At 54.6% G+C, this 21,411-nt stretch carries 21 protein-coding genes; 4 read left to right on the top strand and 17 right to left on the bottom strand.

The window, feature by feature from the left end; all coding sequences use genetic code 11:
- The first annotated feature begins 12 nt into the window (after nucleotides 1–12).
- On the top strand, nucleotides 13–603 hold the full coding sequence (locus R0137_RS07890; protein WP_407329834.1) for a glutathione S-transferase: 591 nt from the start codon (nucleotides 13–15) through the stop codon (nucleotides 601–603).
- 16 nt (nucleotides 604–619) lie between these two features.
- On the opposite strand, the gene R0137_RS07885 is transcribed toward R0137_RS07890, so the two are convergent.
- Entirely contained in the window at nucleotides 620–2,530 is a 1,911-nt protein-coding gene (locus R0137_RS07885) for a TonB-dependent receptor plug domain-containing protein (RefSeq protein ID WP_407329833.1), read from the bottom strand.
- Nucleotides 2,531–2,637: 107 nt separating this feature from the next.
- Between R0137_RS07885 and R0137_RS07880 the strand changes: the two genes are divergently transcribed.
- The 3 genes from R0137_RS07880 (at nucleotide 2,638) to R0137_RS07870 (ending at nucleotide 5,190) form a co-directional block, all read left to right on the top strand.
- On the top strand, nucleotides 2,638–3,594 hold the full coding sequence (locus tag R0137_RS07880) for a cation diffusion facilitator family transporter (RefSeq protein WP_407329832.1): 957 nt from the start codon (nucleotides 2,638–2,640) through the stop codon (nucleotides 3,592–3,594).
- Nucleotides 3,595–3,620: 26 nt separating this feature from the next.
- The gene (locus R0137_RS07875) at nucleotides 3,621–4,664 is read left to right on the top strand and encodes an NADP(H)-dependent aldo-keto reductase (RefSeq protein WP_407329831.1); all 1,044 of its coding nucleotides are present in this window, start codon (nucleotides 3,621–3,623) and stop codon (nucleotides 4,662–4,664) included.
- Between the two features lie 109 nt (nucleotides 4,665–4,773).
- Nucleotides 4,774–5,190: a DUF6524 family protein gene (locus R0137_RS07870; protein WP_405273876.1), complete on the top strand. Its 417-nt coding sequence runs from the start codon at nucleotides 4,774–4,776 to the stop codon at nucleotides 5,188–5,190.
- 104 nt (nucleotides 5,191–5,294) lie between these two features.
- On the opposite strand, the gene R0137_RS07865 is transcribed toward R0137_RS07870, so the two are convergent.
- The 16 genes from R0137_RS07865 to pheA all read right to left on the bottom strand — a co-directional run bounded on the left by R0137_RS07865 (nucleotide 5,295) and on the right by pheA (nucleotide 21,361).
- Nucleotides 5,295–5,621: a hypothetical protein gene (locus R0137_RS07865; RefSeq protein WP_407329830.1), complete on the bottom strand. Its 327-nt coding sequence runs from the start codon at nucleotides 5,619–5,621 to the stop codon at nucleotides 5,295–5,297.
- A 72-nt stretch (nucleotides 5,622–5,693) separates the two neighbouring features.
- Nucleotides 5,694–6,614, bottom strand: a complete 921-nt coding sequence (locus tag R0137_RS07860) for a LysR family transcriptional regulator (protein WP_407329829.1) — start codon at nucleotides 6,612–6,614, stop codon at nucleotides 5,694–5,696.
- A gap of 6 nt (nucleotides 6,615–6,620) precedes the next feature.
- Entirely contained in the window at nucleotides 6,621–7,580 is a 960-nt protein-coding gene (locus R0137_RS07855) for a DHH family phosphoesterase (protein ID WP_407329828.1), read from the bottom strand.
- Between the two features lie 102 nt (nucleotides 7,581–7,682).
- A complete protein-coding gene (locus R0137_RS07850; RefSeq protein ID WP_407329827.1) occupies nucleotides 7,683–9,716 on the bottom strand; it encodes a polysaccharide biosynthesis protein in 2,034 nt (677 codons plus the stop codon).
- Nucleotides 9,717–9,802: 86 nt separating this feature from the next.
- A complete protein-coding gene (locus R0137_RS07845; RefSeq protein ID WP_407329826.1) occupies nucleotides 9,803–10,783 on the bottom strand; it encodes an MraY family glycosyltransferase in 981 nt (326 codons plus the stop codon).
- Nucleotides 10,773–11,705, bottom strand: a complete 933-nt coding sequence (locus R0137_RS07840; RefSeq protein ID WP_407329825.1) for an NAD-dependent epimerase/dehydratase family protein — start codon at nucleotides 11,703–11,705, stop codon at nucleotides 10,773–10,775. The genes R0137_RS07845 and R0137_RS07840 overlap by 11 nt, the downstream gene beginning before the upstream one ends.
- Before the next feature lie 93 nt (nucleotides 11,706–11,798).
- Entirely contained in the window at nucleotides 11,799–12,293 is a 495-nt protein-coding gene (locus R0137_RS07835) for a ComEA family DNA-binding protein (RefSeq protein WP_407329824.1), read from the bottom strand.
- A 197-nt stretch (nucleotides 12,294–12,490) separates the two neighbouring features.
- Nucleotides 12,491–13,186 carry an orotidine-5'-phosphate decarboxylase gene (pyrF, locus tag R0137_RS07830; protein ID WP_407329823.1) on the bottom strand — a complete coding sequence of 232 codons (696 nt, stop codon included), beginning with the start codon at nucleotides 13,184–13,186 and terminating at the stop codon, nucleotides 12,491–12,493.
- A 4-nt stretch (nucleotides 13,187–13,190) separates the two neighbouring features.
- Nucleotides 13,191–14,399 (bottom strand): lipopolysaccharide assembly protein LapB, encoded by a 1,209-nt coding sequence (lapB, locus tag R0137_RS07825; RefSeq protein WP_407329822.1) that lies wholly within the window; start codon nucleotides 14,397–14,399, stop codon nucleotides 13,191–13,193.
- Entirely contained in the window at nucleotides 14,392–14,697 is a 306-nt protein-coding gene (locus R0137_RS07820) for a lipopolysaccharide assembly protein LapA domain-containing protein (RefSeq protein ID WP_407329821.1), read from the bottom strand. Before R0137_RS07820 ends, lapB begins: the two co-directional genes overlap by 8 nt.
- A gap of 11 nt (nucleotides 14,698–14,708) precedes the next feature.
- Nucleotides 14,709–15,005 carry an integration host factor subunit beta gene (gene ihfB, locus R0137_RS07815; RefSeq protein WP_405273864.1) on the bottom strand — a complete coding sequence of 99 codons (297 nt, stop codon included), beginning with the start codon at nucleotides 15,003–15,005 and terminating at the stop codon, nucleotides 14,709–14,711.
- 271 nt (nucleotides 15,006–15,276) lie between these two features.
- A complete protein-coding gene (gene rpsA / locus R0137_RS07810) occupies nucleotides 15,277–16,950 on the bottom strand; it encodes a 30S ribosomal protein S1 (protein ID WP_405273863.1) in 1,674 nt (557 codons plus the stop codon).
- Nucleotides 16,951–17,177: 227 nt separating this feature from the next.
- Nucleotides 17,178–17,858, bottom strand: coding sequence for a (d)CMP kinase (cmk, locus tag R0137_RS07805; RefSeq protein WP_407329820.1), 681 nt, complete (start codon nucleotides 17,856–17,858; stop codon nucleotides 17,178–17,180).
- Nucleotides 17,855–19,165 carry a 3-phosphoshikimate 1-carboxyvinyltransferase gene (gene aroA / locus R0137_RS07800; RefSeq protein WP_407329819.1) on the bottom strand — a complete coding sequence of 437 codons (1,311 nt, stop codon included), beginning with the start codon at nucleotides 19,163–19,165 and terminating at the stop codon, nucleotides 17,855–17,857. Before aroA ends, cmk begins: the two co-directional genes overlap by 4 nt.
- 57 nt (nucleotides 19,166–19,222) lie before the next feature.
- Complete coding sequence (locus tag R0137_RS07795) at nucleotides 19,223–20,122, bottom strand: prephenate dehydrogenase (protein ID WP_407329818.1); 900 nt, start codon at nucleotides 20,120–20,122, stop codon at nucleotides 19,223–19,225.
- Between the two features lie 9 nt (nucleotides 20,123–20,131).
- Nucleotides 20,132–21,361, bottom strand: coding sequence for a prephenate dehydratase (gene pheA / locus R0137_RS07790; RefSeq protein WP_407329817.1), 1,230 nt, complete (start codon nucleotides 21,359–21,361; stop codon nucleotides 20,132–20,134).
- Nucleotides 21,362–21,411: the final 50 nt, after the last annotated feature.

Below are 21,411 nucleotides of genomic sequence, written 5' to 3'. Positions count from 1 at the left end.
ATCCGCGCACGGATGGCTGTAGCCTACTCCGGCGCTCAGGTAGAACTGCGCGAAGTCATACTCAAAGACAAGCCCGCAGCTATGCTTGCTGCCTCGCAAAAAGGAACCGTACCTGTCCTCGTCTTAGCGGATGGAGGAGTAATCGATGAAAGTATTGATGTCATGCGTTGGGCGCTCAGCCGTGCGGATCCTGACGGTTGGCTCCCAAGGAACGAGGATTCCGCCGGTGCTTCACTCATAGCTGAGAATGACGGGAGCTTTAAAACGCTGCTCGACAAATACAAGTACGCCGACCGACATCCGGAGCACGACTCAGAATGGTATCGGGATGAGGCTTGCGAGTTTCTAGAAAAACTCGAGCAGTGTTTGAAAGAAAGCGACTGGCTGTCGGGTTCGACGAAAGGTTTCGCCGATATCGCTATATTTCCCTTCATTCGCCAGTTTGCCGGCGTGGACCGGGAGTGGTTTGATCAATCACCCTACCCTGCACTCCGCGCTTGGCTGGACAAACTTCTAGGGTTTTCGCTTTTCACCACTGTCATGGAAAAGTATCCCCAGTGGGCGCCAGAGCAGCCTCCTGAGATTTTTCCAGAGCATCGTTAAACCAAAGAGCCAGCTCTCAGCTCTCACGCCACTCTAAACGAATACCGACTGTTCTTCCGGGCTGCAAGGGTGCAACGACGTCCGCTGTGGAACGATACTCCTCGTCCAGAATGTTGCTAAGAAACAGCTCGGCGCGCCAGCGATTTGCTAGACGTTGAGAGAAGCGCGCATTCCAAATCCACGCAGAATCCAGAGGTATTTCATCCGCGCCGAATTCATCTCTTGAGTCACGAAAACTAAGATCGCTGTAAAAGCCCCTTTGCTCACGCTCCCAAGCAAAAAAGTAGTGCAGCGCCGGAGGATTGAGGTCCGCAAGGGTGTTCCCTTCATCGTCTTCACCCTCTTGCCACTGATAACTCAGTCGGTGATTAACCGGTCCTGTTTGAAAACCGACATCCAGCTCGATCCCTTGAACGCTTGCTCCATCCAGATTCCGATAGGACACAAGCTCGGGTCCGACGGGGTAGCGCTCGATGTAATCCTCTAGATCGCTGTAATACACCGACACCCCACCATCGAAAGATGAGGATAGAGGCGCGAACCTTAAATCTATTTCTCCGCTGCGCCGTGTTTCAGCCTTGAGGTCAGGGTTACCAAGGACCTCTCCTCGGGGAGTCGTACCATTGAAATACCGCTCGCTCAATCCGGGAAAGCGAAAGCCAGATGCAAGCTCGCCGCGAAGTGACCAGCCCTCAGCAAAGCTGTAATCAAGAGCCGCACTACTCGACCATTGTCCATCTGAGCTCTTGCTCGAATCGGTCGACTGTTCGATCCGGTCATATCGCAGTCCTCCGCTTACGCTGACATCACCCACCACCCATTGCTGATCAGCAAAGGCGGCAAGAGTATCCTCGTCACCATCCACCAGTTCCTGCGCAACAATCAACTCTCCATCAGGACTGTATTCCTTATCCTTAATGGACACTCCGCGTCGGCCGACCCACTCCAGGCCCACGCTGCCTGTACCCGCAAGAATTGCGGTGTTCGCCTGAAACAGACCTCCGAGGGTGTGGGAACTGTAGCGGGTAAGATTTCGCCGCTCGCCAAGCCGCTCAACGTCTGCTGCCCAATCTTGATAGTGGTGATAGCCTCGAAGAAACCAGTCTCCCCCCGAGCGCAACTCTAATTGGGTAACGGAATGATTATCATCGGGATAACTGCTCACTCGGCGCTCGGGAAACAAAGCGTTACTTTTGCCGATACTTCGTCCCGCACTACCCAACCAGTTGTAGGACACATCTAAATCACCAAGAGCGTAAACGCCTGAGAGGGTTCCTGCCACTTGCTCAAAGCCTGTATTTAGCGAGTCTCCATCGGGGTCATCAGCGTCATCCGCCCGTCTGATGCTCAGGCCCGCCGACAGCCCCTCACTGCTACCTGAGAGAGCAGATAAGGAAAACTGCTCCCCATTGTCAGCTCCCTCAATCTTCAGGGATCTACCATCGGGAATCCGTGAATCGAGACTGACAACCCCGCCCATCGCGCCGGAGCCGTACAAGGTAGACGAAGCGGACTTATCGACCGACACTTGCGCAATAAGATCGGGAGGAACAAACGACGCAGAGTTACCGGCACGGCGGTCAGTAATAATAGGAACACCGTTTAGCTCGGTACGGACTCTCCAGCGGCTAAACCCGCGAATACTGTAGGCCTGAAACAAACCACCCTGGCCGTTTAAACTCACGCCTGGTAGTTGCTCAATCCAGTCTCCCACCGTTCGATTAAGGGAAACCTGCTCATCGAAAGCTATGATATCTGTCGTGGTCGAACCCAGGGTCGATATCAGCGTATCTCTGCGGCCCACGACCTTTACTTCCTCAAGCTCCGCTGCCGCCGCCAGGCTCAGACTTGTCGTGCCGAGGAAGCTGTGGACGTAAATGACACCGATGCACAGACGTGCAGAAGTTGCCAAGGGTGGGAAAGACATGGTGATAGAATCGTTACCTGATTTGAGGATGCGACTGTACGCATTTGGGGCGCGGACTTAAACCCCGTGCAGTCAATGACCAATGCTTAGGGCCAACTTTGGGACCCATGAAATCTAAGTCTGGCGAAGTCAGCCATCAGGAAGCGCGAGCCGCGAGGCTCATGCGCCTCGCAACGCTTGCTTCCGTGCTGACTGCCTGCCTATTGATTGCCGTGAAGCTCTTCGCCTACATCAGCACCGGAGCGGTCAGTATTCTGGCATCCCTCATGGATTCGCTCATGGATTCAGCTGCATCGCTGATCAATTTTTTTGCCGTCCGCTACGCTCTGAGCCCCGCGGATAAGAACCATCGTTTTGGTCATGGGAAGGCGGAATCTCTTGCAGCACTAATTCAAGCCGCTCTTATTGTGGCCACCAGTGCCTTTTTGATCCACGAGGCTATGCACCGTTTTTTTGACCCCGTGCCTATGCCAGCCGTAACCGCGGGCGTGGCCGTCATGCTTTTGGCGATGGTGGTGACCTCGCTTTTAGTAATGTTTCAGGTTTATGTCGTGCGTCGTACGGGGTCAACAGCCATTCACGCAGACTCCATTCATTATCGCGCCGATCTGCTAAGCAACGCAGCGACCCTCCTCGCGTTACTACTGGCTAGTCAGGGCGTGATACAGGCTGATCCGGTCTTCGCCCTCCTCATAGCCCTTTACCTGCTGGTATCGACTCGCGAAATACTGCGCCAGGCTGTGAATGAACTCCTAGATCGAGAACTCCCGGAACACCAACAACAACAGATTTCGGCGATCGCGCTTGCCAACGCCTCGGTAAAAGGCCTGCATGATTTGAGAACGCGACAATCGGGGCGCACCGCCATCATTCAGCTCCACCTCGAAATGGACAGCGATATCTCTTTGTTAGAAGCCCATCGTATTTCTGATGAAGTTGAAGTGGCCATCCTGGAACATTTTCCTGGCGCGGATATTGTCATCCATCAGGACCCGGCAGATGTCATAGAGGTACAACACTGGCAAACTGATGATCCGTTGACTATCAACCCCAAAGAAACATAACTAGCAAAGGACAAAATCAGAGCGCTATGGAATACAGAAAACTCGGCAACAGTGACATTGATATCAGCCTTATTTGCTTGGGGACCATGACCTTCGGAGAGCAAAACACCTACGAAGAAGCCGCCGAGCAAATGGATTACGCTGTGAGTCAGGGCGTGAATTTTTTTGATGCCGCAGAAATGTATCCGGTTCCGCCTCGCCCCGAGACCCAGGGGGACACGGAGCGCATCATCGGCCAATGGCTGCATAAACGGGGCAAGCGTGATGACATAGTCTTGGCCACAAAAGTTTCAGGACGCAGCTTGCCCGGTGGCGACTTTGATCACCTGCGAGATGGGCCCAGACTATCCCGGGAACAGATTCACGCGGCCATCGACACCTCGTTACAGCGCCTTCAAACGGACTATGTCGATCTCTATCAAGTGCATTGGCCCGAGCGAATCACAAACTTCTTCGGCCAACTGGGTTACCGACACAGAACCGACGACGGGGTTGCTATCGAAGAGACGCTGTCTGCACTGGGAGAGCTGGTCAAGGCCGGCAAAGTGCGCGCAATTGGTATATCGAACGAGACCCCTTGGGGGCTCATGGAGTATCTACGGATCTCTCGCGAAAAAAGTCTCCCGAGAGTGCAATCAATTCAAAACCCGTACAACCTCCTCAATCGAAGCTTTGAGGTGGGATTGGCCGAGATGACCATAAGAGAAAAGGCAGGTCTCCTCGCCTACTCGCCCCTCGCCTTCGGTATGTTATCGGGTAAGTACGAGGGCGGTGCTCGCCCCGCCGGCGCACGACTCACCCGCTTCGAACGCTTCAGTCGCTACAGTAATCCCCAGTCGGAGGCCGCCACAGACGCCTACGTTGCCCTCGCTAGGGATGCTGATCTGGACCCCTCCCAGATGGCACTCGCTTTCGTAAACAGTCGCCAGTTCACCAGCAGTAACATCATTGGCGCGACCACCATGGATCAGCTGCGGACAAACATCGCTAGCGTCGAGATAAAACTCGAGAAAGATCTGTTGCGCAAAATTGAGGAAATACATCAGGTCTACCCTATTCCGGCACCCTGAAATGACGCACGATTGCGTCGCTGCACACTTTGCTCTAGCTTTACTCTTCGACGATAGTACGGAAGTGCAACTGCGCTAGCTAATTGAAGAGAATGACGGAGAAATAAACATGGCAAAGTCTTTTGGACTCGATAGTTTCCTGGTCCGGTGGTTGTTTGCCGTAGCGCTGGTGTTTGGCACCTACAATCCGACGGCCTTTTCTTATGTGGGCTGGCTGCTATCAGAAAACTTCAGTTTCGGTCCGCTCCCTGCTCTGGTAGGCGTTGCGCTGCTTATTGCTTGGCTGGTGTATCTCCGCGCCACATTCAATTCTTTGGGATGGCTGGGAATCGCTCTTGGAGCGGCGCTCTTTGGGTGCATGATCTGGTTATTTATTGATCTCGGTTTACTCTCCACGGATGCCACCGGCGCTCTCACCTGGCTCGCTCTATTGTTGGTTTCGCTGCTGCTAGCGGCAGGCATGTCCTGGTCGCACATCCGACGCAGACTGAGTGGCCAGCTGGATGTGGATGACGTGGAAGACTAAGCAGACAAAAAAAACCCGAAACCTAAGGTCTCGGGACAATGCGGTAGTACCATGGATACCGCCGCGGGGGTTTTAGGGCCAGCGAATCAGCCGGCCCAAAAGACTTATTGAGCTAAGCTAACCTTCTGCTCGGCTTCTGGTGAAGACAGCGCAACGCCGTCGCCGGTCGCGAGGCTGCTAGCACCATCACTGCTCACGGAGCAAACGATAACGGTGTTCTCGCCGTCCTTGGGGTTAACCATCAGACGTAGATGGGTTTCGCCAGAGCTGCGCTTGATGCTGCGCAGTCGAGTACGGGTACTGTCACCATAGTAAGATTCAATGTCTGCCTTGCACTGGGCAAGGTTTTCACGATCTTGCTTGCCGGCGAAAGCTGATACTGCGCCTGTGGCGAGAATGATTCCGATGCTTGAAACGAGGACTTTCTTCATGGTGGATCTCCTTCGTGAATGTTGAGACCCACTATAGGCGCTGCATAAATGAAGCGCGATATCCGGTATTGACTACGCTTGCTGCATTTTTGCAACACCCTCTTCTTCGTCACAACAGCTATCGAAGTAGGGTCGAAGCTGTGAAAGCTCTTCCGCCAGAATCTCTCTCAGAATCCGCATGCGCGCTGACAAGCGCAAATCTTTATGCGTCAGCACCCATAGATCCAGATAGTGATGTACATCTTCCCCGGGCACCCTGACGACTTCAGGGTGATCTCTAAACATGGCACAAGCAGCAAACATCATACCCATCTTGGAACGTACCGCTTCCACTTGCAGAGTTATCGCGGACACCGCGTGGCGAACCGGTAAGTGCCCGTTTTTACACACTTTTTTCCAGGAATCATCGTAGTTATTGCCATGTAGACCTATCCAAGTGAGATGACTCACATCTTCAGGGTCATCAGGATTGAGGAGATCACGGTGGACATAGGCAGACGCGGTCATCCCGGAGATTTTCCGACCGATGAGGTTCTCCGGGGGCGAAGAACCGGTCAAAAAAATACGGATTGCGATATCGGCCTCCCGTCGACCCAAATCCAGGGCATCCGGACTGCTGATGACCTCCAGATCGATACCGGGATAATCCGCGGCGAATTGGGCCAGGCGCGGCATGAGCACGTTAAAGCCGCTCGCCGGAGGCAAGGTCAACCGAATGGTTCCTTCCAACTCCTGATCTGTGCCCGTGACCTGACGCTCGGCACTCAGCATGAGCTCCTCGACATGTTCGGCGGTTGGCAGAAGGTTCTCCGCCGCTTGCGTCATCCGGTACCCCTCAGGAGTACGGTCAAACAACCTAGAGCCCAAATCGCGCTCAAAATCGTCCAGGCGACGAGTCACGGTGGAGTTACTGACGCCCAGGAGTTGCGCAGCACCGCGCGCGGAACGCTTTCGTGATAGCGCGAGGAGAATCTTTAAGTCGTCCCAATCCATATAAAGCTAGGAGTAAATCGCTGAAAAAGCGTCGATGAACGCAGTCAGTTGATCGGCGGGCAGCTCGTTGATTCCTGCCGCGGCCGCGCGCCCGCCCCCGGTTTCGAACTGGCGGCACAAGGTATCGGCGTCTCGCTTGTCACTCAGAGGAGCTCGCACGCTCACCAAAAACCCACCATTTGCCTTTTGAGTCAGTACGGCGTGGGCACGCGCCGGCGTAGCATTGGCAAGAGCGTTGCCATAAACACCGCTAACCCTGCGGGCCCAGGGCGCATCGGGGAGCATAAACAAAGCAGCGGAGCCACTCTCCCACTCGGGCGATAGCGACGTCGCGCTAGCCATATCCCCCTCATAGCCCTGCTCAAGTTTCTCAAAACTCGAAATGGCATCGCTAACGAACACACGGGGCTCGGCGTAGCCACGCATTAACTGGTAAAGCTCCGCAGGATGAAAATGTAGATCACCCAGCGCTGCGCCATAGCCGTTGTAATTTACATAGGTACCCAAGCGTTTGTAGAGCTCGACGGTCTCGGCATCCAAATCCAAGGTCTTCGCCACCGCTTTAGCACTGTCATCCAGGTTGTCGCCAAAAGCACCAACCACCGCCCAATGCGCAAAGGCGCCATGTAAATGGCCATTCACAAGAAGGCTCGTGCACACATCGGGTGCGGTGTTAATCAAAGCTTCCAGATTCGGGTGTTTAGGAATCTCACCAGCAAAGTGGTGATCGCAGTAAAATATGTGGGAGCCTGCAGCCAGCAAAGCCTCCAGGGGTTCACGATTCTTTTCCAGCGACACATCGATCACCGTCACCCTCTCGGCTATGGTTGGGTCAAGTACTTCAAGCAGCTGAATATCGCGTTTTACCCCTGTGACAAGCTCTGCCTCCCTAGGCATCGCCTGACGTAACTGCAGGAGCGCACAGATGCCGTCGGCATCACCATTGAACACATCAAAGCTTTTCATCGCGTCAGTATGCCGTGAGTTGTGAGAAGGGTCGAGACAGATAAAGCTGTTTGAGTAGCGCTGCCAAATGATGGTGCATCACTGGCGGCAAGCGTTAAGTCGCTAAACGTCGAGCGCAGAATCCGGAAAAAGCTTTTCGACGTTGGCGACTTCGCTCTCATTGGCGAGTGCACGACGCTTGCCGGCGCGTCCCTGCTTCACCCAAATGTGGTCGTGGCGAATCTCGTGATTAGCAAAGCCGCTGACCGCCTCGCGAAGTACCTCAGTGATCCCTTGGCAATCCATATCGTCACAGCGCAGCATCAACTCCTTAAGAGCTACGCCGACCTGCCCGTGAGAAAGGCATTCTTCCTCCGCGCGCATGATCATAGGATGACCTGTACCGCTCACTGATGAGCCGAGGAGTAGTTCTTCGTGGAGCTTTTCGCCTGGTCTTAAGCCTATGAAGTCTATGTCCACCGCGTCTAACTTATCGCGCCCGGAACCCACCTCATGACCACTCAGCCGAATCATGCGTTTAGCGAGGTCGACAATACGAACGGGTTCACCCATATCGAGCACAAACACATCTCCGCCGGTGCCCATAGCACTGGCCTGCAGTACAAGGTGCGCTGCTTCCTGGATGCTCATAAAGTAGCGAGAAACCTCTGGGTGGGTCACCGTAACTGGGCCGCCAGATTCGATCTGCTCGCGAAACAAAGGTACTACGGAACCCGAAGACCCAAGCACGTTTCCGAAACGAACCATACAAAATCGCGTGGCGCTCTCTTCACCCGCAAGCCCTTGCAAGATCAATTCAGCAAAACGCTTTGATGCGCCCATGATATTGGTAGGTCGCACGGCTTTGTCAGTAGAAATAAGCACGAAAGTCTCGACTTCCGCGAGACGCGCCGCCTCAGCCGCATGCCAGGTTCCAAAGACGTTATTCGCAACACCTTCAGCGACATTATGTTCCACCATAGGCACATGCTTGTACGCCGCAGCATGGTAGACCGTCTGAACCCCAAAGGTCCTGAAGATCGTTTCCATTCGTCGCTGATCTCGAACCGATCCCAGCAGGCAAACCGTATTTACGTGTGCCTGCAAACCCGTCTGTAAGTCCTTTAGTTCGCGCTCTATACGGTAGAGCGCGTACTCGGAATTATCTAGAAGGACGATCTGCTTAGGGCCTGCCTCCAGAATCTGACGACATAGCTCAGCACCGATCGATCCGCCCGCTCCGGTAACCATCACTACCTTACCTGTAATGCAGCGGTCGATAAGCTCAGGATGAGGAGGCACTGGATCTCGACCGAGAAGGTCATCAAGATCGATGTCCTGAATCTGGCTGACCATCGCTGCGCCACCCACCAATTCATTGATCTTGGGCACTGTACGTACATGAACCGGCAAGCCGACCAGAGAGTTAATAATCTCTCGCCGCCGCTCCGCGGATGCTGATGGGATCGCCAAGAGCACCTGGGTAATGGCGTGTTGCTCTATCAGGTGCTCAAGATCGCGAGGCCACGCGACCTGCAAACCGTTGATAACCGCATGCTGTGCTCGAGGATCATCATCCACAAACGCCACAACACGGTACTGATCACCATGATGCAGCGCGGTCAGCAATTGGCGACCAGACTCTCCTGCACCGTAAATCAGAACGTTTTTACCACTGGAACGCAGTCGCGCCTGATAACCCGCACGGACGATTAAGCGCGACCCGCCGATGGTGAACATAGCCATAGCCCAGTAGACAAACGGCATAGACCTCGGCACATCGGCTTGAGTAAAAAATATTGCCGCGCCCAAGGCGAGCGTGGAATAACTGACGGCCTGAATAATTGTCCAGATCGCCTGCTGTCCCATGAAGCGGATAATCGCTCTGTAGAGACCCATACGCAGAAAGACCACGGCACTGGCAAGCATAGTCAATGCAGCACAAAAAAACTCCACGCTGCCTGGCGGCTGGGAAAAAGAGGCAAAGGGGTAACCAAAAGCGACAATGAGTGACAGGGCAACAAAGCCCATGTCCACTCCGAGGACCATGGCCTGCTTGACGTTGCGAGGCACTTCTACGATGCGGAGAATGAGTTGGACAGGAATGTCCACTACTGCGCGCACTCTCTCCACCAGATTTTGGGCTGGTTTATTCAATCGTTTTATTTCACTCCGCGCTGGTTTTGCGCCTGTCAGCTTTTAATTGAGAACGCTGTATTTAATGCCGACTTAAGATGCAGATGTTACTTCAATCGGCGCAATTTCGCTATGAGTAAGAGTTGCGGGAATAATCCTAGGAACAACAACGTCCATTCTGGCAAGCCCCCGAAAGCGGACAAGATCGCCAGGGGCAGAAGCCAACATAGATGCAAAAGCAGTAAGGCTAAATCAACCCGTCTGTGGCTACCCCAATGCCGGGCGAGGCGTTGGTAGCAATGCCCGCTATGCGCTTCGGTTAAGCGCTCCCTTTGTATCACCCGTTCCATAAGGGTGACGCCGGTATCCAACAAAAAGGGGCTCATGAGCAGCCACCACGCGATAGTCGGTAAATGCGCATCCTGCAAGGCCAACAAACCTAGCCAACCTATGAGCATGCCCGCACTGAGGCTCCCAGCGTCCCCCATAAACAACTTGGCGGGCGGCCAGTTGAACGCAAGAAAACCGGCATAGCCTCCGATGATAATCACACAGAGCATCAGATACGTGCGCTCGGCACCTGTGATAAGGGCCACTGCAAGCATGCCGCCGGCTACCATTACCGTATGAAGCGCAGCCAGACCATCAATGCCGTCCATGAAGTTGTAGAGATTGAGCAGCCACGCGAAACCAACAACCAGTAGCGGCCACATCCACGACGGCATGGGCTCAGAACCTAAACTCGCAAACACGGCAAGTGCTGATAACAAGAGGAACACAGCGAGACGTAAGTAAACCGGTACCGGACGCCGGTCATCCCAGGCTCCTAGCGCGCAGACAGCGACAATCAGCCACAGCATCGTGGATAACGACGCTTGATCAAGATTCTGCCCGAACGCCTCTGACGCCAGCAGACTGACGACGATGGCGGCAACAATCGCCAAGCCACCAGAGCTGGGCGTCACCACCACATGTGCGCTGCGATGGTTTGGAGCGTCCAAAAATCGCAAACGCTTCGCCAGGGGAAGATAGACGGCCGTGAACATTACGCCCAAAAGCAGCGCCAGCAAGCCGAAGCTAAGATACATCTGCGGCGATTCCCAAACTGGATTCAAAGTTCAATGACGGACTGAAGCCTAATACATCCAAACCCTGTGACGAATAACACTCGTCACCGGTCATACGATCCCAGGTTCGCCCAGGCGCTTCGCCACGAACTGTATCCAGTATCCGGCCAAGGGCTTGCCAAACAAACGCTGGGGGCGAGGGTAGCCAGGGCTGTCGCTGCATTGCCGTACAAAGTGCCGCGTGCAATCTCCGGGTACTGTAAGACTCACCATCGGTCACAGTCACGAACGTCTGTGTGTGTTCGATGGGGAGCTCTACCAGCAATGTCAGCAGGCGAACAAGATCAGTCAGAGCAATCATGCTTCTCTGCCCGCCTTCAGGTGGAGCGGGCAAATGCAGATTCGTCCAGCGACGAAGCCAGCGTAAGTGCCCCAAAGAACCCTCGCTATAGACAAGGGCAGGACGAAGGACGACAAGTGTCACGTCACTACCTTGAAAACGCTGCCGTAAGCCTTCCTCGGCCATGGCCTTGGACTGGGCATAGGGGTTTTCGGCTTCTGACACCGGTAACAAGACACGTCTTTGGTCGTACTCAGCCGCCTCTGCTTTGACACTGCTCACGAATATAAAGCGGTGCACGCCTGCGGCTATCGCTCTGTCAGCCAAGGCCAAAGAAGCATCAACATTGATAAGCTGATAGGCGTTAGCTTCCCCATGCTGATGAGCTACACCGGCCAGATGCACAACTACGTCCACACCCTGCAGCGGCAGCTCCCATGTATCACTGCCGAAGTCACATTCGAGAAGGTTTGCATTGACTCTTTGCAACGCAGACACAGCTCCAGGACGACACTGCGTACTCAGCAGATACTCCCGCTCCGCAAGCGCTGGCAATAACGCTTGTCCGATGTATCCATTGGCTCCTGTTACCAGGCAATGCACGCCCTACGCTCCCCACTCAATCACTGCGGCGGAATGGTGCGCGTATAGGGCGAAGAAATAAAGGGGGCGGTAGCCCCCTAATGGACTGCGTGTCTAGCGAATACGTATCAGCTTACGATTCCGCTCCACGGTCGCGGCGCCTATCCCGGTAACTTCCGACAGCTCTTCCACAGACTCGAACGGTCCAAATTGCTCCCGGTAGCGCACGATAGCTTCAGCTTTGCTCCCACCAATGCCGTTAAGCTGACTGGAGAGTTCAGGGGCTGATGCACTGTTGATGTTTACTGAGTCCGTACTCGTCTCGGCCGTCATTTCAAACGGCGGTGTATCAGCGTTACTCGGCGTCGCTGACTGCGCAAGCGCAGAGGCACCATGGAGAGAAAGCTGTGTCGCCATAACAGCAACCGCTAACAAACGCTGTCCATGACGAACGGATAGGCAACGGGAAAGCGCCTGCTTGCTTGTGCGGGCTCCGGCGTCCGCTAACGCTCCACGAGTACGAGATAGGTTGATCGCCCACAGATTTGTTTGCCCAGAAGCATCGGAAATGGTGGAAAGTGTCGAACGAATAGTCTTTGTGTGATTCACGGTGAGACCTCCTTGTCATCGCGTGATAAATCGAGCCTGCGAATTCACCCCCAGCGAAGCAGCTTCGCCTGGCATCGCAGCCGCTATGGATCAATCGGACGTGGTACTGCACTCCGATTGCACAAGGAGACTAGCAAGGATTTCACCCATCGCGCCGTCATTGGTCGCATTGGGCAGAACAGCTTGAGCGAGATCTTTTAGAGGGAGCTATTGATCGCTTCTAATGCGGCAGCAGGGTCCGCGGCGCGCGTTATCGGCCGACCGACCACAAGATAGCTTGCCCCTGCCTCCATCGCTTCAGCGGGGGTCAATATTCGGCGTTGATCATCTGCTTTGGCACCAGCGGGACGGATACCGGGAGTAACCAACGCAAAAGTAGAACCGAGTTCTTGACGTAGGACAGTGGCTTCTTTGGCCGAGCACACAACACCTTGAAGCCCGCAGTCTTTCGCTAGATTTGCAAGGCGCAGAACCTGATCGCCGAGAGATCCTTTATATGCAAGCTCGGCAAAGTCCTGAGCATCCATGCTAGTCAGCACTGTCACGCCTATAAGCATCGGTGGTGTCGCGACGTTCGCAAACGCTTCTACCGAGGCCTCGAGCATTCGACGCCCTCCGCTCACGTGGACATTAACCATCCAAACACCCATCGCCGCGGCGCTACGCAGGGCACCCGCGACAGTGTTGGGAATATCGTGAAATTTGAGGTCAAGAAACACCTCAAAACCGAGGCCCTGTAGCCGTTCAATAAGAAGCGGTCCCGCCGCTGTAAACAGCTCCTTACCGACTTTGAGACGACAGGCTGAGGGGTCTAAGGCAGACGCAAGCTCCAGTGCCGGAGCCATCTCTGCATAGTCCAGAGCCACGATGACCGGCGATGCGGCAATGACCATACAATTACTCCGTTTCTGCGGTACGTATAGTTCTGAAGGTGCCCCAATACTTGCACCCCGGGCAAAACCAAAGCAAGCGACGAGCAGAAAAACCACAGTGATCGCAGCGATAGGCCGGGCGCACTTCGATGAGGCGATCCAACAGAACCCCCAACATTGATAGAGAGTCGCCGGGCGTGCTCAGACTCTCCTCCTGCTGGATGCGAATCAAACGCAGCAAGCCTCTCAGCGATGGGGCTTGAGCAAGACGCCCGGCTAAAAAACTATGCGCTGCTGCATTTCCTTCGTCGCGCCGAATGTCATCGGCCACCGCAATCATCAGCGGAGTAGACGGATGTTCATCCAGACAGCGGCGAAGGTACCCCGATAGAGCCTCTTCTTCTCCGAGCGCGGCATAGCAGTCTCTCAATGCGGGAATAGCCTCAGGCAGAAACTCAGCATGCTGCTCCACAACGCGCGTGAGTGCCTCGATAGCCAGTCTGTGGTTGCCTGCGGCGCCCTCAAAGCGCCCCAGCTCAAGGGACGCCCGCGCGCAGGCGGGGTCGCTGCGCAGAGCATCCTGCAACAATGCCCTGGCGTCATCAATGCGTCCGTCATCGGCGGCTTCTATGGCGAGCTCGCAGTAAAAGTGTGCCAGTTGCACAGGAATAGCTTGTCCCGAAAGTTGTGGGGCCTGAGCCTCACCACCCAACAGGCTACGCCTTGGAAGCAAGGCCTTTGCCTCGTCTATCGCTCGCTGCCACTCGCTTTCTGAACGATAAATTTCCACCAGATACAGACGACTGATATCGCGCTGCTCATCGGACTCGGCCACCAGGTCAAGAAGTAGGGTTTCCGCCCGATCCAGAAGGCCTGCAGAAATGTAGTCTCTGGCTAGCTCCAGATGCGCAATATGCATCTGTGATCGCGGAAGGTTTGGACGCGCCAGAAGGTTTTGGTGAATCCGTATAGCTCGATCGACCTCACCACGACGACGAAGCACGTTGCCTAAAGCAATATGGGTTTCCAGCGTCTCGCTATTAACCTCCAGAGCGCTAATAAACTGATCCACCGCGCCATCGGGTCGGCCGTCTAATAGATAATTCAGACCTCGGTAATACTGACTCGGTGGGCCCGCAAGACCGCTACCTGCTCCTTTAAGGCTCCGGCGTCCTAACCACCAGCCACAGGCCACCGCTGAAAACAGCAAAAGGAAAACCAACGCATCATTCACGCGTGGCGAGACCCTTCACGCGGAGTCGCTCGACCTCGGATTGCGTATTCGTAATCTGCCGCCGGGCGGACATCAGCCGCGCCCGCAAACGGAGCACCGCAAACGATGAAAGTAACAGGCCAAGAAATCCCCCAAGGGCGAGCGCACCCAATACCCAGAGCGCCAAACTACGAGGAGGAAGGATCATAAAGAGAACATCTAGAGGTACGGGTTCGGCATTTTGCAGCGCGAACAACACCCCAACCCCTGCCATCGCTAGGGCGAGGATCAAGGCTAGAAGCTTACGCAGGAATCCCATCAAAATGACACTCAGAGACCAGCCTGCAGTCCGAGATTAACCCTGTCTCTAAGCTCCTTACCCGGCTTAAAGTGGGGGACGTACTTGCCTGTCAGCTCCACTGCATCTCCGGTCTTGGGGTTCCGCCCCCGGCGAGGCTCCCGGTAGTGCAGCGAAAAACTACCAAAGCCCCGTATCTCAATTCGACCACCCCCACTTAAGGAGTTGGACATTTGTTCGATGACGGTTTTCACGGCCAGCTCAACGTCTTTTGTGGACAGTTGGGTTTGCTTCAAGGCAATGGCTTCAATAAGTTCGCTTTTTGTCATTAGGATCGACCCCAAGCTATCGTCAGTTTGTAACGGCCCGCAGCTAAACCATGGGGAATGTCGCTTCCCATCATGGCACCGGCGGTTACTCTCAAGGACATTGTGTACGCTTCGACAAATCCACGCAAGTGCTTATTTTATATGGAAAATTTACACTTCCAAAGAAGCTGCATTTGCCGCGCAGTGACGATGGGCCTTATTTAGGGCAAAAAAAAGGGCCTCGAGAGGCCCTTAGCTTAGCTAGTCTTTCAGACTAGCTCGTTTACAAAGATCACTGACCGCCCATTTGGGCCTTGATCAGGTCACCGATAGTACCCGGTGAAGATGCTTCAGCTTCATCTTTCAGAGACTTAACAGCCTCCTTCTCGTCGTCAAAGTCCTTCGCCTTGATCGACAGCGCAACTCCGCGGTTCTTACGGTCAGCAGAAATGATCTTGGCTTCTACCGAATCGCCAACCTTGAACTCGCTGCGCGCGTCTTCGATACGCTCGCGGCTGATGTCTGCGACCTTGAGGATGCCTTCAACTTCTTCCGCCAGCTTCACGGTCACAAACTTAGGATCAACTTCGATCACTTCGCCGGTGACGATGCTGCCGCGATCATTAACGGCGATGTAGTTGCTAAACGGATCGTCTTCGAGTTGCTTAACGCCCAGGGAGATGCGCTCGCGCTCAGGATCAACAGAAAGGATGACTGTTTCGATCTCATCGCCCTTCTTGTAGTTCCGAACCGCTTCTTCGCCAGTCTCATTCCAGCTGATATCAGACAAGTGCACCAGTCCGTCGATATTGCCCTCGAGGCCAATAAAGATACCGAAATCGGTGATGGACTTGATCACGCCGGAGATACGGTCGCCTTTGCTTGCCCCGGACGCGAAAGCGTCCCATGGATTCTGCTGGCATTGCTTAATGCCCAGTGAAATACGACGACGCTCTTCGTCGATATCCAGAACCATGACTTCGACTTCGTCACCCAGCTGGACAATCTTCGACGGGTGTACGTTCTTGTTGGTCCAATCCATCTCGGATACGTGCACCAGGCCTTCAACGCCCTCTTCAATTTCGGCAAAGCAGCCGTAATCTGTGAGGTTGGTAACTTTAGCCATGACACGGCTACCTTCAGGGTAGCGACCTGTGATCTCGACCCAAGGATCTTCACCCAGTTGCTTGAGACCCAGAGACACACGATTACGCTCGCGATCAAACTTGAGAACCTTAACGTCCAGTTCCTGGCCAACTTCGACAATCTCTGAAGGATGCTTGATGCGCTTCCACGCCATATCCGTGATGTGCAACAGACCATCAACACCGCCCAGATCAACAAAGGCACCGTAATCGGTGAGGTTCTTGACCACACCCTTAATAGACTGACCTTCCTGGAGGCCCGCAAGCAGAGCATCACGCTCAACGCTGTTAGCAGCTTCCATTACCGCGCGGCGAGAAACGACAACGTTGTTCCGCTTCTGATCGAGCTTGATAACCTTGAAGTCCAGCTCTTTGCCTTCGAGGTGTGCCGTGTCACGCACGGGACGTACGTCCACGAGAGAGCCAGGCAAAAAGGCGCGAATAGTATTTACGTCAACAGTAAAGCCACCTTTGACCTTGCCATTGATAACACCCTTAACCACTTCTTCTGCGGCAAAGGCTGCTTCGAGATCTTTCCAGGATTCCGCACGCTTGGCTTTCTCACGGGACAGTTTGGTTTCACCAAAACCGTCTTCAACCGTTTCCAGCGCGACCTGGACTTCGTCACCGATGTTCAGGCTGCATTCGCCCGCCGCATCAATGAACTGAGCCCGGGGAATGACACCCTCAGACTTGAGTCCCGCGTGAACGGTGACCCACTCATTGTCGATATCGATAACCACGCCGGTGACGATGGCGCCGGGCTGCATATCGACTGTTTTTAAACTTTCTTCAAATAGATCAGCGAAGGATTCGCTCATTACATAGTTACCTGTTTTTTGGGTTGGCGCTAAGCGCCTGCCGCTCCTCCAGCAGGAACGACTCCTGTTCAAATAAAGCCTTATCGAAACGGTGCTGGATCAAGTTTCAACAAAAGCTAACAATTCCCGAGACCTGAACTTCGAAGCTTTAACTTCAAATGAAGCTTTAACTTCGAATAAAACCGGCAATTTCCAAAAACACCGCCCTTGAGTGTCAGCTAATAAGACTAACTAACAAGTTTTCTAAGGCGTGCTTCCCGGAGAACGGTGTCAAGCACCGAATCTGCCGAAATACCAGTACTATCAATGACTAAGGCATCAGTAGCAGGTACTAGCGGGGACTCCGTTCTATTCCTGTCACGTGCGTCCCGCTCCTCGATGGTCTCGAGAAGGCGCGCGAGGGTAACACTTTCGCCTTTTGCCAGCAACTGACGGTGACGGCGCTCAGCGCGGGCTTCGGCGCTGGCTGTGAGGAAGACTTTCAGGGGGGCATCAGGGAATACCACTGTCCCCATATCGCGGCCATCGGCCACCAATCCGGGCGCTACGGCCATCTGGCGCTGGCGCTCAAGAAGCGCGGCGCGGACGTCCCCCATTGCAGCCACTTTAGAGGCCGCCGAGCTGCAGGACTCACTGCGAATTGCCAGACTGATATCTTGTCCGTTCAACAACACCTGCGTAAGCCCCTCTGCGGCGGGCACGAATTCTAAAGCGAGATGACTCGCGATGTTTGCGATTGCAGATTCATCCGACAAAGGAACATCATTCGCAAGCACGGCAAAGGCCGTGACGCGGTACAACGCGCCACTATCCAGCATGCCCCAGCCTAATTCGCTGGCCAGACTGTAGGACAAGGTGCCCTTCCCTGCACCACCGGGGCCGTCCACGGTGATGATCGGCACGCTCACTCGCCGGTATCTCGAGACGCTATTTGCAGGCCCAAGCCTCGGGTCAAGGCATCAAAATCCGGAAAGGAAGTGGCGACGTGGTCGCAATCAAGAATCCGAATCTCGCTTTCGGCACGCAGCGCCGCCACAGCGAAAGACATTGCTATGCGGTGATCATGGAAAGTTCTGATAGTGCCACCCGACATGGCTCCGCCATCAATAATGATACCGTCCTCCAGTACCTCATTTTGAACGCCCAGTGTCGACAAGCCCTCGGCCATACTCGAGATTCGATCACTTTCTTTGACCCGAAGCTCTTCCGCTCCTCTCAAAACCGTCCGTCCGTTAGCGCAAGCAGCAGCAATAAAGAGTACCGGGAATTCATCAATAGCCAGGGGCACTAGGTGCCGGGGTATATCGATACCCCTCAGAGGTGCTGAACGCACAAGAATATCCGCCACAGGCTCGCCACCAATCTCCCGCTCGTTTTGCAGCGTGATATCTGCGCCCATTAGCCGGAGAATACTGATAACACCCGTGCGGGTGGGGTTAACCCCAACGTGCGTGAGCAACAATTCAGAGTCAGGCGCAATGCTTGCCGCGACAAGAAGAAACGCCGCCGAAGAAATGTCAGAGGGAACGTCGATCTCACAGCCTCGTAACTCACCGCCGCCATGAAGACTGGTAACGCCGTCACGCGTCTCCAGCTCGTAGCCAAAGCCGCGGAGCATTCGCTCAGTATGGTCCCGAGTAGGGGCAGGCTCGGTCACAGACGTCTCACCCTCAGCAAAGAGTCCCGCTAACAGCACACAAGACTTCACCTGCGCACTCGCCATGGGTAAATCGTAATGAATACCCTGTAAGGTCGACGAACCCGCTATCTGTAAGGGCGGCCTACCGCCGTCTCCAGAGACAATCGTTGCACCCATGCGCGTGAGCGGTGTAATCACGCGTTGCATAGGTCGCCCCATGAGTGATGCGTCGCCTACCAGCTCACTGGCAAAAGCTTGTCCCGCGAGAATCCCGCAAAGGAGGCGCATACTTGTCCCGGAATTCCCCATATCCAGCGGGTTCGAGGCCTGTTGTAGGCCTTTGAGACCCACACCTTGGATCCGCAAAGCGCCTTTTTTGGGGCCTTCGATCTCAACGCCCAAGGCGCGAAAAGCTGCCACCGTCGCCAGAGCGTCCTCGCCTTGCAAAAAACCCGTAACGGAAGTTTCACCGGTAGCCAGAGCACCGAGCATGACTGACCGATGAGAAATCGATTTATCTCCGGGAACGCGAGCCTCGCCGTGAATACTGCCGCCGGGTGCTACCAAAAATTCCACGTTTTACTTACTCCTCTAAAAACCGATACCTGCGCCGCAAATGCCCAAGACTTTCTATCAGGTCTCGCCGCGTTCACGCATCGCCAGATCTCTGGCGAACTCATCTCTGGCGCTCTTCGATGAGCGGAATATGTTTTCCAATGCCTCTCCATCACGCGCGGCAATGAACGAGCGCAGTGTATTCAGGTGGTCACAAAAGCCATCTAGGGAGCTTAGCAACGCGTCTCTGTTGGCCAGAGATATGTCTCTCCACATCACGGGGTCACTTGAGGCTATGCGCGTAAAATCGCGAAAGCCTCCCGCAGCGAAACGAAATATATCGTCACGAATGGGCGATTGGGCCAGGGCGTCCACTAATGCATAAGCAAGAACATGCGGCAGATGGCTGGTCGCAGCAAGCACATTGTCATGCTCCTCTACGCCCATGCATTGAACCGTCGCTCCCGCTGCCGCCCACATTTTTTGCACAAGCCCAAGCGCTAAAGGGTCTGTGTTCGAGTCAGGAGTGAGGATAACGCGATGGTGCTCAAACAAGGCCGCGTCCGAGGCGGCAACGCCAGATCGTTCCGAACCTGCGATAGGGTGCCCCGGGACATAAATAGCAGCACCTGCTGGAGCAGCATCAACAACCCTTCGATACAAATCGCCTTTTACACTCGCAACATCCGTGATGCATTGAGCTATCCCCGGCTCCTTGAGCATGTCGATAATCAAGCTCTCGCAAGCGATGGTGGGCGTAGCAAGGACAGCTATATTTACCGTTTGCATAAGAGCAGCGACACTACCTGAGGCAGTATCAATAATGCCCAGCTTGAGTGCCTGCTCGAGGGCATCAGCGTCTCGATCCCATGCGCTTACTGAGGATGCGAAGCCGCTATTCTTTAGCGCCCTTGCAAGAGAGCCTCCAATAAGCCCAATCCCGACAAACCCGACGCTGTACTGTGTTCCATCGCTCACCAATGAGACTCAGAGTACGCCACGGGGGTAGGAGCCCAGAGGTTTGAGAAGAATGGATTGCTCCTCAAGTTCACGCATTATCTCAAGCACCGCGGGGTCCTGTACGTGACCCTCAAACTCGATGAAAAAGACATAGGCCCATTTTTCGGTACGCGATGGCCGCGTATCGATGCGCGTCAGGCTGACGCCATGGCGTCGAAAGGGATCCAGAAGGGTAAACAAAGCTCCGGGCTTATTGCGACTGGAGACAACGATAGATGTTTTATCGATTCCGCTAGGAGGCACCTCACTGCGACCGATAACCAAAAATCGCGTCGTGTTATCAGCCGCGTCCTCAATATGCTCCGCCAGAGGTTCCAGGTGGTAAGCCTCGGCCGCCATATCGCCAGCAATAGCTGCTGTCCCAGGGTTCTGGGCAGCAATACGAGCTGCCTCACCATTACTACTTACCGCCAATCGCTCAATCTTAGGCCAGTGCGCATCCAGCCAATTTCGGCATTGAGCAAGAGCTTGCTGGTGCGCGCAGATGCGAGTGATCTCCTCCATTTGCGTACCAGAAGACGCGAGCAAATGATGGCTGATCCGCATCTCCACTTCACCGGCAATCTTCAGTGGCGAGTCAATAAAGCTATCCAGAGTGTGGCTGACCATGCCTTCGGTGGAGTTCTCTACAGGCACAATGCCGTAATTACAGTGCCCGGACTCCACTTCAGAAAACACGCTATCAATAGTGACCTGTGGAACGCAGACAGCTGCATGACCAAAGTGCTTGAGCGCTGCTGCCTGGGTGAAGGTTCCTTCGGGGCCGAGATAAGCCACTTGCAGCGGTTTCTCTAGGGCAAGGCAGGCAGACATGATTTCGCGAAACACATGCGCCACCGTGGGTCCTTCGAGAGGACCGGTATCCCGATCCATAATGCGGCGCAAAACCTGCGCTTCCCGCTCCGGACGATAATAGACCACTTCCTGATCCGGCTCGCCTCGAGCGCGTGCGGCTTGCACTTCTTCGAGTTTGATCGCAGCTACGCGTTGAGCGCAGCGAGCGCGCTGCGCAATCAATGTTTGAATCTGCGAATCCACCGCATCGATATCGGCACGCACTTGTTCGAGGTCTCGAGCATCGCTAGCTTCACTGCCAGAGCTTTTTTCTGTGAGAGCAGGGCTCTGTTCTACAGGAATAGAGCTTTGATCATCGACAGACGCGCTGTCTTTGGAGGTATCGTTAGGTGAATCGGTCATAGCCCCTAAACTCCGGGATATCGTTGTCTGGCTCGGTGGACCAGAGCAAA

The sequence above is a fragment of the Congregibacter brevis genome (assembly GCF_045689245.1).
In the GTDB taxonomy this organism is placed as follows: domain Bacteria; phylum Pseudomonadota; class Gammaproteobacteria; order Pseudomonadales; family Halieaceae; genus Congregibacter; species Congregibacter brevis.
Note: the sequence above shows the minus strand (reverse complement) of the source record. Positions and strands in the feature narration are given on the sequence as shown.

Coding starts and splice junctions, on each gene's coding strand:
- R0137_RS07890 (WP_407329834.1), top strand. CDS start 13: ATGGCTGTAGCCTACTCCGGCGCTCAGGTAGAACTGCGCGAAGTCATA.
- R0137_RS07885 (WP_407329833.1), bottom strand. CDS start 2,530: ATGTCTTTCCCACCCTTGGCAACTTCTGCACGTCTGTGCATCGGTGTC.
- R0137_RS07880 (WP_407329832.1), top strand. CDS start 2,638: ATGAAATCTAAGTCTGGCGAAGTCAGCCATCAGGAAGCGCGAGCCGCG.
- R0137_RS07875 (WP_407329831.1), top strand. CDS start 3,621: ATGGAATACAGAAAACTCGGCAACAGTGACATTGATATCAGCCTTATT.
- R0137_RS07870 (WP_405273876.1), top strand. CDS start 4,774: ATGGCAAAGTCTTTTGGACTCGATAGTTTCCTGGTCCGGTGGTTGTTT.
- R0137_RS07865 (WP_407329830.1), bottom strand. CDS start 5,621: ATGAAGAAAGTCCTCGTTTCAAGCATCGGAATCATTCTCGCCACAGGC.
- R0137_RS07860 (WP_407329829.1), bottom strand. CDS start 6,614: ATGGATTGGGACGACTTAAAGATTCTCCTCGCGCTATCACGAAAGCGT.
- R0137_RS07855 (WP_407329828.1), bottom strand. CDS start 7,580: ATGAAAAGCTTTGATGTGTTCAATGGTGATGCCGACGGCATCTGTGCG.
- R0137_RS07845 (WP_407329826.1), bottom strand. CDS start 10,783: ATGTATCTTAGCTTCGGCTTGCTGGCGCTGCTTTTGGGCGTAATGTTC.
- pyrF (WP_407329823.1), bottom strand. CDS start 13,186: ATGGTCATTGCCGCATCGCCGGTCATCGTGGCTCTGGACTATGCAGAG.
- R0137_RS07820 (WP_407329821.1), bottom strand. CDS start 14,697: ATGGGATTCCTGCGTAAGCTTCTAGCCTTGATCCTCGCCCTAGCGATG.
- ihfB (WP_405273864.1), bottom strand. CDS start 15,005: ATGACAAAAAGCGAACTTATTGAAGCCATTGCCTTGAAGCAAACCCAA.
- rpsA (WP_405273863.1), bottom strand. CDS start 16,950: ATGAGCGAATCCTTCGCTGATCTATTTGAAGAAAGTTTAAAAACAGTC.
- pheA (WP_407329817.1), bottom strand. CDS start 21,361: ATGACCGATTCACCTAACGATACCTCCAAAGACAGCGCGTCTGTCGAT.